11 protein-coding genes are annotated in these 13699 nt (G+C 67.2%); 7 read left to right on the forward strand and 4 right to left on the reverse strand.

Annotation, left to right across the window (positions count from 1 at the left end; translation table 11 throughout):
* The first annotated feature begins 199 nt into the window (after positions 1 to 199).
* The 5 genes from M1203_RS03630 to M1203_RS03650 all read left to right on the forward strand — a co-directional run bounded on the left by M1203_RS03630 (position 200) and on the right by M1203_RS03650 (position 6797).
* Positions 200 to 1453: a helix-turn-helix domain-containing protein gene (locus M1203_RS03630; protein ID WP_249948019.1), complete on the forward strand. Its 1254-nt coding sequence runs from the start codon at positions 200 to 202 to the stop codon at positions 1451 to 1453.
* A gap of 310 nt (positions 1454 to 1763) precedes the next feature.
* Positions 1764 to 2558: a toll/interleukin-1 receptor domain-containing protein gene (locus M1203_RS03635; protein ID WP_249948020.1), complete on the forward strand. Its 795-nt coding sequence runs from the start codon at positions 1764 to 1766 to the stop codon at positions 2556 to 2558.
* On the forward strand, positions 2555 to 4540 hold the full coding sequence (locus M1203_RS03640) for a hypothetical protein (protein WP_249948021.1): 1986 nt from the start codon (positions 2555 to 2557) through the stop codon (positions 4538 to 4540). The genes M1203_RS03635 and M1203_RS03640 overlap by 4 nt, the downstream gene beginning before the upstream one ends.
* Positions 4537 to 5904 (forward strand): hypothetical protein, encoded by a 1368-nt coding sequence (locus tag M1203_RS03645; RefSeq protein WP_249948022.1) that lies wholly within the window; start codon positions 4537 to 4539, stop codon positions 5902 to 5904. Before M1203_RS03640 ends, M1203_RS03645 begins: the two co-directional genes overlap by 4 nt.
* 311 nt (positions 5905 to 6215) lie before the next feature.
* Positions 6216 to 6797, forward strand: a complete 582-nt coding sequence (locus M1203_RS03650) for a Uma2 family endonuclease (protein ID WP_249948023.1) — start codon at positions 6216 to 6218, stop codon at positions 6795 to 6797.
* 214 nt (positions 6798 to 7011) lie between these two features.
* Here the strand turns inward: M1203_RS03650 and M1203_RS03655 are convergent, their stop codons facing one another.
* Positions 7012 to 8118, reverse strand: coding sequence for a tyrosine-type recombinase/integrase (locus M1203_RS03655; RefSeq protein WP_249948024.1), 1107 nt, complete (start codon positions 8116 to 8118; stop codon positions 7012 to 7014).
* A gap of 376 nt (positions 8119 to 8494) precedes the next feature.
* Between M1203_RS03655 and M1203_RS03660 the strand changes: the two genes are divergently transcribed.
* Both M1203_RS03660 and M1203_RS03665 read left to right on the forward strand, forming a co-directional pair.
* Positions 8495 to 8761 (forward strand): hypothetical protein, encoded by a 267-nt coding sequence (locus M1203_RS03660; RefSeq protein WP_249948025.1) that lies wholly within the window; start codon positions 8495 to 8497, stop codon positions 8759 to 8761.
* Positions 8758 to 9150: a PIN domain-containing protein gene (locus M1203_RS03665; RefSeq protein WP_249948026.1), complete on the forward strand. Its 393-nt coding sequence runs from the start codon at positions 8758 to 8760 to the stop codon at positions 9148 to 9150. Before M1203_RS03660 ends, M1203_RS03665 begins: the two co-directional genes overlap by 4 nt.
* 167 nt (positions 9151 to 9317) lie before the next feature.
* On the opposite strand, the gene M1203_RS03670 is transcribed toward M1203_RS03665, so the two are convergent.
* The 3 genes from M1203_RS03670 to M1203_RS03680 all read right to left on the reverse strand — a co-directional run bounded on the left by M1203_RS03670 (position 9318) and on the right by M1203_RS03680 (position 13695).
* Positions 9318 to 10064, reverse strand: a complete 747-nt coding sequence (locus M1203_RS03670; RefSeq protein ID WP_249948027.1) for a hypothetical protein — start codon at positions 10062 to 10064, stop codon at positions 9318 to 9320.
* A gap of 515 nt (positions 10065 to 10579) precedes the next feature.
* Entirely contained in the window at positions 10580 to 12223 is a 1644-nt protein-coding gene (locus M1203_RS03675; RefSeq protein ID WP_249948028.1) for a class I SAM-dependent DNA methyltransferase, read from the reverse strand.
* On the reverse strand, positions 12220 to 13695 hold the full coding sequence (locus M1203_RS03680; protein ID WP_249948498.1) for a restriction endonuclease subunit S: 1476 nt from the start codon (positions 13693 to 13695) through the stop codon (positions 12220 to 12222). Before M1203_RS03680 ends, M1203_RS03675 begins: the two co-directional genes overlap by 4 nt.
* Positions 13696 to 13699 lie beyond the last annotated feature (4 nt).

A 13699-nucleotide genomic window follows, 5' to 3' on the forward strand; every position in this document is an offset into this window, starting at 1 on the left:
GCAAGAGGCAACGGGCAACACAGCCGAACCCCGATTCTCCAGGCGCGCGTCGTGCCAGACTCGCTTTCGGATGCAAAGCGAAACGGTGCGGTTACAGCGGGTGTTCGCCGTCGGGTTTCGTGTCACTGGGTGATCATCGGATGACAGCTCCCGTGAGGGCGGACGGCTCTCGCGGTCACTGTTCTAGGGGAGGTTGATGATGAGCACGACTTTACGTTTTGGCCCGGAACTTCGCCGGTTACGAGTAGAAGCGGGGCTGACTCTGACTGAGTTCTCCATAGCGCTCAACTATGACAAGGGGCACCTCAGCAAGGTCGAGCGCGGGGAGCGTTCCGCGTCCCCCGAACTAGCCCGGCGATGCGACGCGTTCCTCGGCGCGGACGGCGAGCTGCAGCGTCTTGTCACCCGTCCCGTGACGGACTCGGACTCGGGCACCGCCGAATCCCCCGCCGGTCCGAGCCGCTGGCTCGTCGGGCGCCGGGTGGTCCTCTCGGCTGGTACGGGAGCCCTGATCGACCTCGGCCTAAAGCTCGGCGGTCAGGCGGTGTCCTCCACCGACGACCCCCTCCTGCCCTCCTTCCGCATGCAGTTCGACCAGCTGCGGAAGCTCGGTCAGTCCACGGCGCCCAAGGTCCTGCTGCCTCTGCTGGAGACGCAGACCCGCATGATCGCGGGGCTGGCCGCCGACGCCCGGTCCGCTTCTCGGGCCCCTGCGCTCCTGCTCGCCTCGCGGTTCGCGGAGTTCACCGGCTGGATGGCCCAGGAGGCCGGGGACAGCGACGCGGCACTCGGTTGGACGGGCGAGGCCGCCGAACTGGCTCGCGCCGGGGGTGACCCGTATCTCGGTTCCTACGCACTGGTGCGACGCGCCCTGGTCACGATGTACGGCGGGGACGCGGCCGGCACCGTCGCCCTGGCCCGGCGCGCCCAGAGCAGCGAACTCCCGCCGCGCATCCGGGGACTCGCGGCCCAGCGGGAGGCCCAAGGGCACGCGCTCGTCGGCAACGAGGTCGACTGCCTCCGCAGCCTCGACAGGGCACGGGAACTGCTCGCCAGCGACGACGCTCGCAATGGCGCTGAGCCCGTGATCGGCACCTCCCATGTGAGCGATCCGGCGGCGATGTCGACCGGCTGGTGCCTGCACGACCTCGGCCGCCCCAAGGCCGCTGCCGAGGTACTCGACCGGGAGTACCTCCGCCTTCCGCCGCACGCGCTGCGTACCCGCGCCCGCTACGGCTTCCGCCGGTCCTTGGCCCACGCCGCCTCCGGGGAAGTCGAGCACGCGTGTGCGATCGCCGGAGATCTCCTGGGAGTGATGCCGGCCGTGCCCTCGTCGACGGTGAACAGCGACGTCCGGCGTCTCGCACGGGAACTCTCCCGGTTCCGGAGTAGCCGACCCGTACGTGATCTGCAGCCCGCGCTGGCACGCGTACTCGCCCCCGCGCACGACTGACAGCCGCTCCACGACCGACACAGACTTGAGGCGCCCGGCTCGCCGGACTACCCGGCCCCTCCGTCCCTCCGGATCCCACGATCCCCCACGGAACCCTTTGGTTACCGCTCGACGCGTCGCATCGTGCCCCCGACTTCTTCGGGCTGCCCGCGACCAGTGACGCACCAGGCGGCGCCGCTCCATCCACACGCCCTCCCGTGGATGCGCCATGCCGTCACACGGTCGGGCCCTCGTGGCCCGGGCGGACCGGAGCCCCGATCCACAGCTCCGTGCCCATTCACCCCGTCTTCTTCTCACGAAGGGAACCTTCATGCCTGACGTCTTCGTCAACTACCGCACAGGCGACGAGGAGTCCGCAGCGGCCATGATCGCTCGGGAACTCATCCGTCGGTTCGGCAACGAGCGGATCTTCTTCGCCAGCAACTCGATCGAGCCCGGTCGCCGTTACCCGGTGGAACTGGTCAGGGCGGTGGGGGAGTGCCAGGCGCTCCTCGCCGTGATCGGCCCGCGCTGGGCGGAGGTGCGGGGGGCCGACGGCCGCCCCGCCCTCGAAGCCGAGCAGGACTGGACCCGTCGCGAGATCCAGACCGCGCTCGAACGCGGGGTCCTGGTGATCCCCGTGCTGGTCGGAAAGGCCACGAGGATCGACCGCGCCGTCCTTCCGGACGATCTGCTGGAGCTGGCGGACTGCCAGTACAGGCGGTTCGACCACCGTAACGCCCAATCGGACCTGACGGCGCTCGGCGACGCCCTCGCCCGGCTCCTGCCCGAGCTGGGTGCGGCGGACCGAGACGCCCGTGCGGTCCGGGAGCGGGCTGAGGCGAAGTCCCGTGAGAAGTCGGCCCAGGACACCGGGCACACCAGGATGCGGACGCGGGACGTCGAGCAGCGCGTGCGCGGCGGCATCGGAAACCTCAACGGAGACCTGTCCGGCACCTTCGTCAACGAGCCGCAGGGGCCCGTGAACACCGGTCCGGGCCATCAGTACAACGCACCTCACTTCGAGGGCGACAACACCGGGGTCCAGTTCACGGCGGGTGACAACAGCGGTACGGTGCACCAGCGCTTCGAGCGCGAGCGTCGGCACTCGGACGACGGACGATGACCGAGCAGGACCGCGTCACCGTCAACGATCCGCGCGGCCCGGTGAACAACGGCGAGGGACACCAGTACGTCTTCTACGGCGTCGGCGTGGACTGGATGATCCGCAAAGGAGTTGAGTCCCTCCGGATCACCCGCGAGGACCGGGTGCGCCTGGCCGACCGGTTCGTTCCGCCGGTGGGTTACCGCGTTGCCGCCGACCGTCTGGGGAAGCCCGGATCGGTGGTGCTGCTGGAAGGACCACCCGGCAGCGGCCGCCGCGCCGCGGCAATCATGCTGCTGCACGGATTCGGTGAGGACGGGGGCGCCGACAAGGAGGGGGTCCGGTTCGAGGAGCTTCCGGTCACGGGCAAGGACGAAAACCCTCTCGTTCCCGGTATGGGGGACCGCTTCCTCCTCGACCTCTCCGGAATCGCCGCCGAGGAGACGTACGACGAGGCCCAGCGCCGCCTGGCCGTGCGTCGGTCACAGGTCCAGGAGGCGGGGGCCCACATGGTCGTCGTCCTGCCGTCGGGCATGGAGCACGCCCACCCACCGGATCTCGAACCGCACACGGTGAGGCTGGGACACCCCAGGGGCGTCGCCGTCGTCACCCGGTACCTCCGTATGGACCGGATGCCCTTCCGCCCCGCGGACCTGGGGCGCGCCGACCTCCAGCACCTGTGCGACCGCTCCCCCATGCGTGAACTCGCGAGGCTTGCGGGACTGGTGAAGGCCGCTCGCGACAGCGGCCGATTCGGCGCCGACTTCGCGGGATGGCTCGACCAGGCGATGCACGCGGTGACCGACCGTGCCGGAGAGGTGGGCCGACAGGTGGCAGTCGTCCGCACCGTACCCGAGCGGGCCCTGCTGATCGCGACGGCGATGTTCGAGGAGGCCCGCGCCGACATCGTCTACGAGGCGTGGCACGGCCTGCTGAGGACGGTGAGGCACGAGGAAGAGACGACGACCGAGCTTGCGGGGACGGATTTCGGGGAGCGGTTGGCGGCGCTCGGGATCGAGCGGGATCCGGATGGACGGCTCCGCTTCGGGCGACTGGCCTACGCCGATGCGGTACGGACATACTTCTGGGCAAACTTCCCCGGGACGCGCGACGACCTCAGGGACTGGATCGGCCACGCCGCCGGGCTGCTCGGTCTGACCACCGACGCCCGGGTGAATGTCGTCGTCCGCTTCGGCGAGCGGTCCCTGGCCGTCGGAAGGCCCGACCACCTCTTCGACCTTGTGGTCCGCTGGGCGGACAGCGCGACCGGGGCGTCCTGCGACCCGCGAGCCGTGGCGGCCCTCGAACTCGGTCTCAGTCACGAGAGATTCGGGGGGTGGTTTCGCAAGCGGATATACGAGTGCGTGAGGTCCGGCCCCTTGTCGAACGGTCTCGTCCGCGTCCTAACGGCCGCCTGCCTCCAGAGCCTCGGCGCGACGCACCCAGATCAGGCGATGGTGCGGCTCCATTACCTCGCCGTACGGAAGGGGGAGACGGCGGGCGAGGCCCGGGAGGCACTTCTCGGCCTCGCCGGCCGCAACCGTCGGCTCTACCGGCTGCTGATCGACCGCGTTCGGGACCGGACGCGCCGGGAGCCACGCCAGGCAGAGCCCCATCTCCGGCTGCTCACGGAGCTGTTGAGGAGCGATCGCGCACCGGACCCGCCGCCGTGGCCGGACCTGTTCCTGGGCTGGGAGACGGTTTTCTCCCAGCCGCCGACGGAGCTCTGGAACCCGCTGGTGAGTAGCTGGCTGAACGCCGTGGCGGGCGACAGTACGCGGGAGATGGCGCTGGGCGTGATGGTCGGGTCGACGCACGGCCGCACGGCCGCTCTCCACCGCCTCTACACCATCGCCTGCGACTGGGCGGGGCACGCTCGCCACCCGCCCCGGGCGGCCGTAGCCGCCCTCTTCTGGCAGCACATCGACCACACGCAGTACGCCCGCACGGAGAGTACGAAGCATGCGGGCTCCGGACCACGGACCACGGAAGAGGCACGATGAAACACCGCTCTCCCAACCTGCTGTTCGTCGCTCTCTGCGGCCTCGCACCGGCTGTGCTCGGAAACCTCCTGCATTGGTCAGCGTGGCTGTGGGGCTTCATGTCCATGGTCACGGCCTCGGGTTCCCTGCTGCTCGTGCTGACGGTCCTCAGCAATGGCCGCGCGTCGGCCGATCCGTACGAGCCCGGGGAGCCCGGGGAGCCCGAGCCGCCCGCGGCGCCTGCAGAACAGCCGTACCAGGAGACGCGGGTGGTCGACGCGGCGCTGCCGAGCGCGGCGGACGGCTACGACTTCCTCTTCTCCGCCACCGTGTGGTGGAGGCCGGTCCTCGACTACGCCGACCGTCCCGACGTCGCCTCCCCTGCCCTCGCCGTTTCCTCGGTCGTCAGCCGGGCCTTGGACGTGGTCCGCCGCGAGGAGCCCGGCCGGGCGAGCTTCGCGCGGTATCTCTTGGAGGGGGAGCTGGGCGTACCGCTCCCGGACCGGAGCGGACGGGTGATGGCCCTGGCGCCCGATGTGACGTTGACCCTCGCCCCCGCGGACCGCGAGCGCCTGCGGAGGTTGAACGACCTTCGCAAGGATGAGGAGATCTGGGAGTACGAGCGTCAGCACGAGCGCAACAAGCGGCGCTACCTCGGTGACGACGTGCTCAAGAGCGCGGGCAGCGCGGTGGTGTGGTGGCTCGCCCGCCACGAGAACGAGATCGAGAAGGCGGTCGACTTGATCGGCCCGCTCGCCCAGATCGCGGCGGCGGCCAACGACGAAGAGGTCCCCGAGCTATTCCGCCACCTACTCGTCCCGCCCGCGGTCGCGCGGAGCGAAGCGACCGTCGGGGGCCCGCTGTGGGACGGACCCGGCCCGGGCGGAGGGACATTCGACCGCGAGGAGGAAGTAGGGGTTTCGGATCGGCTGCTCCTGTTGCTGGCGGCGGTGGGCCTGAAACCAGACATGGACGAGTACACAGTGTTCGTTCACCGTGTGGTGCGGAGCCTGGAAGCGGCAGGGCTGGACGAAGCCGCCGAGGAGATCAGGCAGACCCTTCTTCCGGCGCCCGACGAGGACGGGGGCGAGCAGCCGGAGGGTGGGCCTCCGGGCGAGGGGGGCACCACGGGACCCTGGTCGCCGCGCTTCCCAGCCTCCGAGGGCTCGCCGTTCACCGACGCGGCCGCGGACCCGGATGTCGGCACGGGCACGGGCATGTTCACGCCGGGGGCGGCGGAGAGCAGCCCAAACGAAAGGAACAGAGACCAGTGGGAGACAGGCGAGGACGACATGACGTCTCCACACCTCTGGGACCCTTCGCACAGTCCGCACCGGCCCGCCGAACCCCGCACACGGGACGAGGACGACGAGGACGGGAACTGATCCGGTAGACGGTCGGCTCTTTGAGGCTCCCCTTCGCCGCACACCGCGGCAGGGGAGCCCTTTCCCGTCCCGAGACGGAACAGGTTGGAAGGGTCCTGGCCTTGAAAGGTCAGGACCCTTCCAACCGGCACATTTGCTAGATCGTCGACGTGGTGGCGCTATCCGCTACACGTTGAACGGGAACTTGCACAACAACGCTGTGACCTGCAGAAACGCCCAGTCCGGAGGGGCGAGTCAGTCGGCAGCACATGAGGAATCAGGTCGCCCAAGAGCACCTCACCCGAGGTGGCTGAAGCCGCTACCGTGAAGCCATGACCGCACTGCCCGACTGGATGCGCCCGCCGCGCGCGGAAGGCTGGTTCGCGGAGGACCTGGACCGCCTCCCCGAGGCGCCACGCCACACCGAGCTGATCGACGGAGCCCTCGTCTTCATGATGTCGCCCCAGCGGTCCTGGCACGGCCGCCTCGTCACCGCCCTGACCAACACGCTCATGGCGCAGGCGCCGGCCGGATTCGAGGTCGAGCGGCAGATGACGATACGCCTGGATGCCCGCAACCGCCCCGAGCCGGACCTCTTGCTGACGATCCTGCCCTACGACCCCGACCGCACCTGGTACGCGCCGGAGGACGTGAAACCCGTCATCGAGGCCGTATCTCCCGAATCCGCCCGCCCTGATCGCACCGTAAAGCTTCGCAAGTACGCAGAGGCTGGCATCCCGCACTACTGGTGCATCGAGGATGAGGACGGGGCGCCCGTCGTCCACGTATACGAGCTCGACGAACCCACCGGCGCCTACGCGCCCGCCGTTATTTTCCGGGGCGCCCTACAGCGCCCAGTGCCCTTCGACATCACCCTGGACCTCGGCAAGCTCACACCGCCCCGAGCCAGCTGAAAAGTCAGCACCAAGCCGGCACGGGGACACGGAAGGGGTCGGGCGCACAGGAGCCCAACCCCTTCTGACCTGCGTGCTTGACGGATTACCTAGCACACTGCAATGCGGTTACACATTGAAGCGGAACATTCAGCACAGCGCTCCCACCTGTGGAAACGCCCTTTCAGCTGATCGCATCCAGCACCGTCGGAGCTCATCCATCACATCCAGCACGTCAAGCCGCGGCGACGGACTCCTCCGAGCCCTCAACCGCAGGGCGCATGGCGTTCTGCATGATGTCCCTGCAACGATCCCACGCCTCGGGGACGAGGTGACCGTAGATGTCCACGGTGGTCTTGATCGACTTATGGCCGAGCCAGCGCGAGACCTCACGGATCGGTACACCGTTGGCCAACGCGGTCGAGGCGAAGAAGTGCCGCAGGCTGCCGCGCGTGTATTTGGCCTTGCCGTCCACGTCGACCACGCCTGCCGCCACGCACGCCTTCTTGAAGTGGTATCCGAAGGTGGAGGCGGTGGGCACCACACCCTTGCCACGCTGGCGCGGGGAGAAAAAGACCTCCAGCTGCCGACGTCTGCCGCGAAGACCTGTGAAGGCCACGGGCACTGGCGCCCACTGCGACAGGTGGCCGTCGATTTCCTGCTCGACGAACGGAGCAGCCGGGACGTCCCGGTACTCGCTCTCCGTGCGGTACTTGAGCGGCACAATGCTCGTGTGGCAGTCACCGCGGTGCGCTTTGGCGCTGACCTGCCAGCGGACCCTGACGAAGCCGGACCGTCGGCACTCGGTGGAGAAGGCGAGGGCCTCGCTGGGGCGCTGGCCGGTGCCCGACTGCAGGTAAACCGCGAGACGGTACTGCGGGGCGATGTGCTCCGCGATCAGATCAACCTCGCCCAACGTGGGAATCTCGTCCTCGTCCACCGCGCACGGGGCAGCCTTGGATACCCGGACGCCGCGCGCGGGATTGTGCGGGATGCGTTTCTCAACAACGGCCGCCTCTAGCATCGCGGCCACCATCACCAACCGATCGTTGATCGTGGAGACCGCCAGCCCGGCGCCGGAGGAGTGGAGTTCCTTGGCGAACTCTTCGAAGTCACGCCGTGCCAGCCCGGCCAGCATCTTCCGTCCCAGTCGCGGCACGAGATGGTTATGGATGAACCCTTCGTAGTTGCGGCGCGTCGGTTCACCGATGACCCGGCGCTCCAGCCACTCCTGAGCCCAGACCTGCAATGACACCCGCCCAGACGCAGGATCGAAGCGAACGTCGGCCTTCTTGTCGTTCTCGACCTTGTCGGCGAAAGCGTCCGCACCATCCGAGCCCACCCGCCGGGCAAACGATCTCTCCCGCTGCCGCCCGCGCCTACCGCCCGGTTCCCGATACCGGACCGTCCACCCATGCCGACACCGCGGACGATCACAGGGAAAGTTCCGGTCCCGGACATCCCTCTTGCACCTCTGAAAAACGCTCGCCACCCAAGCCTCGATCCGTCGCATGGCCCGTGCTCGAAACCGTGCACTGACGCCCCAGGCCCCAGCAAGGCATTCATCGCCAATCCGCTCTTTCCAGCGAATATGAACCCAGCCTCACGCGCAGCTCCGGCCCGCCGAGACCCCTCACCGGACGCGCTCGCACCTCAACGCTCGCTGGCGCGTGAAGCGCACATCGACATCGGAGGCCATACCGCACTATGGTTAATGTATGGCTACCAAGAAGGTGACTATCACCCTCGACGAATCCCTGGTCGAAGCCCTGGCCGGAGCTGCCGAGGAAGAAGGCATCCCGCTTTCCCGCCTCGTCGCCGGAGCAGCCGAACGCGAGCTACGTCTGCGGGCCGGCCGCGCCGTCATCCAGGAGTGGCAGGCCGAGCACGGCGCCTTCACCCCGGAAGAGCTTGCCGCCGCCCGCGCGGATCTGGCCGCCGCCGACGCCGAATACCTCAGCAATCCGGGAGCCTCGGCCACGTGAACATCCCCTACCTGTACGACGCCGGGGTTGTCATCGCCATCGACAATGACGACCGGCGCATGTGGGCCCGACACAGCCTGGCCCTGGAAGACGGACGAGACATCCACGTCCCGTCCGTCGTCGTCAGCCAGGCATGGCGGGACTCCCGCCGCCAGGTCAGACTCGGCAAGCTCCTCGCCGGATGCCATGTCGTACCCGTCGGCCTCGAAACCGCCAAAACCGCAGGCATCCTCTGCGGCAAGGCCGGCACCTCCGACATCGTCGACGCCACCGTCGTGACTATGGCTGCCAGCCTCGGCGCCATCATCTGGACCTCGGACCCAGACGACCTCCGCACCCTCATCGACGCCCAGGACATCAAACCCGCCCCTGTGATCCGCACCGTCTAGCAACCAATGAGCTTCTACGACCAGCCCGCGCGGGGATCCGGAGAGGCATGGGCTGATGCCCACCAGGTCGGCCTCGCGTATCAGCTACTCGACCCGCGTACGGCTCACAGCGCGCACCTTCGCAGCTGAGGCGCCCGAAGACGAATTCGCAGGGATCGAGATCGCGATTACTCGTTCGACGCCTGGTTGATCTCCACCTGCACTTCCGAATTCTCGGTCTGAGCCGGGGCCGGAATCGGATGTGCTGAGGGCTTGGACGCGTCCCCCTCCAGCGCATATGCGAGCGCGAGCGCAATCCGCTCGATCCAGTTCAGCGCATCCGTGACATCAGCCTCGCCAATCGGGCGACGCTGCTTGAGGTCGCCGTCGATCAGATCCGCGTCGTGTGCGATCTGGTTTCGGCGACGGAGCAGCAGGACGTACTGACCACGCAGCCGTTTCTCATCGTATGAAGTGCGGTACTGGCTCCACCGGTTGACCCACTTCGCCGCCTCCCGCCACACCTTGACATCGGTGACGAGCGCCATCACCTTCGCGATGGCATCCGGATTCTGCAAAGTCTTGCGAGCGATGTCCTGGCGCACCCGTTCCGCGACTACCTCGGCTGTGGTGGCCTCGCCCCGCTGCACCTGCTCCACACAGTGCAGCGGCAACGGGTAGTCACGGAGCTTACGCGGCATGTCCGGATCGTCCTTGGCGGCTTCCTCGGCGACCCGGCGCAACACCTCTTCCTGTACCCAGTGCTCGAGGGCGGCGATGGACTGCACCCAGGCGGCCCGGTAGAAATCGGCGGTGTCGATGCCCTTGGGGCTGAGCACCTCCAGCGCCTGCCCGGCTCGCACCATCTTGCGTGCGTACGACAAGTTCGTGACGAACGATTCGAACTGACGGGTCTGGGGGTGTGCGATGGCCATGCATACCTCTGTACGGCGCGTAGGGAGAACGGAGAACTCCGGAACGTGGACTCCTGATGTTCCCTGTACTGCACAGAGGTCGGTCAAGCGGCTTTTCGGATCACGGTCGGTTTGTGGCTCGATCCGATCGGTTCAGCTCCGGATCCGGCCCTTCACTCCCTTACAGCAGGCTTCTGGGGCGCTCCGCGATACGAACGGGGTCGGCCGGCTCGCGTCGAGGCGTCGGCTCCGCGTTCTGGACGATCAGCCCAGAGACCAGGCCACTACCGGAGCCGGAGACGACGTAGGAGACTTCGCCGTCGACACTGTCCCAAGAGAGGTGGCTGGGGCGGCCCAGGGATGTCCGCCGTGGTGGCTGTGACGACTACTCCATCATCGAGCCAGTGCATCGTAGGGACTTCGGCATCGCCACCTCTGATGGAATAGCCGACAGTAACCGCGCGGGAAAGCCCAGGGCCGCAAGGCACTCGGCATTGCGGCCCGCCAGCGCGGTGACGCCTGCCTCCAGGCCGTCGTCAGACCTCTTCTGCCTCCGGTACATCAACATCCGCGCCCAAGGACTTCGCGATGGCCGTGAACTCGGCCAGGGCGGACTGAAGATCGCGCACGATCTCCTCGGCGATGACCTCCGGCTCCAGGTCGCTGTCCGCGTCCTCAAGAGCCGGGTCCTTCATCCACGTGATGTCGAGGTTGACCTTGTCGCGCCCGATCAAGTCCTCGTACGCGTACGACTTCCAGCAGCCGTTCTCGTCCTCGTCCGCAACGCGAGCGGTCAGCGGCTCGCCTGCCTTGTACCGGGCGACGAAGTCGTCCAGGTGGGCACGGGTCAGCGGGCGCTGCTTCATGGTGAAGTGCTGGCCTGTGCGGAAGTCGTAGACCCAGGTGACGGTGGTGTGCGGCTTACCGTCGGCGCGCGGGGGCTTCTTGTCGAAGAACAGGACGTTGGCCTTGACACCGCCCGCGTAGAAGATACCGGTGGGCAGGCGCAGGATCGTGTGCAGGTCGAACTCGTCGAGGAGCTTGCGGCGGACCTTCTCACCCGCGCCGCCCTCGAAGAGGACATTGTCCGGGAGGACTACGGCGGCCCGACCGTTGACTGCCGTCAACGACATGATGTGCTGAAGGAAGTTGAGCTGCTTGTTGGTCGTGGTGGCCGTGAAGTCGTCACGGTCGTACTGGACGTCCTCCTTCTCCAACTCGCCGTCCTGGCCGATCACAGTGATCGCGGACTTCCGGCCGAAGGGCGGGTTGGCGAGGACGAGGGAAGCGTGCCGCCCGCTCGGCTTCTCGGCGAGCGCGTCGCCGACATCGATCAGGCTCGGGCCGTCGCTCTTACCAATGCCGTGCAGCAACATGTTCATGGCTGCGAGGCGGGCGGTACCGGTGACCAGCTCGTTGCCCCAGATCTTGGACCCGCTGTCGTACGCCTTGCGGGCGTCGATGTCCATGTCCCGGACGTGGTGCCGGGTGACGTACGCGTGCGCCGCGATCAGGAAGCCGCCGGTACCGCAGGCAGGATCGGTGATGGTGTCGTCTGGGCCCGGCCGGGTCACGTCCACCATGGCATCGATGAGCGCGCGCGGGGTGAAGTACTGGCCGGCGCCGGTCTTGGTGTCCGAGGCGCCCTTAGCAAGCAGGCCCTCGTAGGCGTCGCCCTTGAGGTCGGTCCCGGTGACCGTCCACTCCTCGCGGCCGATCAGCTCGACGACCAGCTTTTCGAGCAGGGCGGGCTTGGTGATCCGGTTCTGCGCGTCGGCGAAGATCGTGCCGATGGTGGTGTGGGGCTTGCGGCCCAAGTGCTCCAGGATGGCGCGGTAGTGCGCTTCGAGCTCGGGACCGCGCTTGCTGACCAGCGACTTCCAGTTGTAGTCAGCGGGCACAAGGTCGCTGAGGTCACGGCCACCCCACTCGTCGTTCTCGATCTCGTCGACCATCTTCAGGAAGAGCAGGTACGAGAGCTGCTCGACGTACTCGATAGTGGACATGCCGTTGTCACGGAGGACGTTGCAGTAGTTCCAGAGCTTCGCGACCAGCGTGTTGGTCTGCGCGGCGGCCTTCTTCGACTTCGGCGTCTCGGTGAGAGGGACGTTGTCGGCCGAGGGCGTGGCAGCGTCGTCCGCGGTGGTCTCGGTGGCGGTATCGGATGCGAGCGCGGTCACTGGGCGAACAACTCCTGCTGAACGGAGGCGGAGGGGGCGGGGGTTGGAGCGGGGGCGGCCTTCGCCCCCGCAGCGGTCGCCTTACGCGGGCGCGCGGTCGGCTTGGCCGCCTTGCGGGCGGGTTTAGCGGCCTCGCGCTCGGCGGCGATGCGGTCGAGGAGGGTGTCGGCAGACTCGTCGGCGGGGTCCTGCGGGGTCAAGTTGCCGGTCAGCGCCTTCCTCAGCAGCGCCGAGCGCAAAGTCACAGCTCGCTTGAGCCCAACCTCGACGGCGGCCCCAACACGCGCAAGGCCGTCTAGCTGCTCACCACTCTGCTGCAGAATCTCCGGTTGCTCACCCGCAGGAGGAATTGGAACTGGCAGATTTCTAATTTTCTTCAGGCTGATCGAAGCAAGGTTGGTCGTCTGCTTTCCATTCGCCTCAAACCATCGTGCCGAACTATTCGCGTGATAGGCAAGGAGTTCCGGCAGAATAACCTCCCTGTGAACCCTTGCCCGGAATACATGATTCTGATGAATGGCATCCTTGACTTCGCCCCGCCAAACCCAGCCACGGCCCAGTTTGTCGCGGTCTCCACCTTCATTCATCAGCACGTCTCCGGTTTCGAGACGCAAGTCCTCAGCCTTCTTCTCCGGGACTCGAATTGTCGCTACATGGCTAAGGTCGAGCCATCCGCGTTGCACGTTCGCGACCCGAAGATAGGGGACTTCGGTGAGGTCTGGATCAAGCTGCTTCTTCTTGTCCTTAGTTACACCACCCACGACCTCGGCGATATCGCCGAGCCGCTCCCAGGACCAGCCGTATGGAATCCTGGGCAGGTTCCGGTCGATTGCGTCTGCCTCGCGTGGAAGGGGTGCGGTGGGCTGATCCGCCGGAACAGCCCTAGCGATAGCAAAGTTCGTCACGCGGGCGGCCAGAGCGCGAATGCGTGCATGATTCACCCGGAGCACTCGCTCAGCCGCGTCGAGCCGGGAGAGCTGCTCTTCGAGGGCCTCGACGATGCGGTGCTGTTCGGCGAGCGGGGGCACAGGAATCGGCCATTGCTTGAGCACGCTCTGGCTGATGTTTTGCTGCGTTCCACCCTTTCCGGAGGAAATGAGCCGTTCACGTTGGCTGCGCAAGTACCAGAACAGGTACTTCGCATCCAACACCTCGCGAAAAGGAACCGCATGTGCGATCGCCTGATTCGATGTGATCGGAATCCCGGCGATCGCCAACTTCCCGATCGAGCCGTACATTGCGATGAGAATGGCGCCTTCGGGAATCCACTTCGCGGCACTGGCAGCCAGACCGGCATCCGTGATGGTCTGCGCCGTCTCGCGAAGCACGCCATCATCCATGTCGCCAATCACTGCCCAGGGAATGGTGCCGCCGTAGTAGTCCGGAGCCTTAGCCTTCGGTGTCCCTCCACTTCCCCACTGAGCAACGTCTCCGAGCCGAGCCCAAGCCCACCCCTCCGGCAACCCGCCCATTCCC

This window comes from Streptomyces sp. 35G-GA-8 (genome assembly GCF_023534745.1).
Lineage (GTDB): Bacteria > Actinomycetota > Actinomycetes > Streptomycetales > Streptomycetaceae > Streptomyces.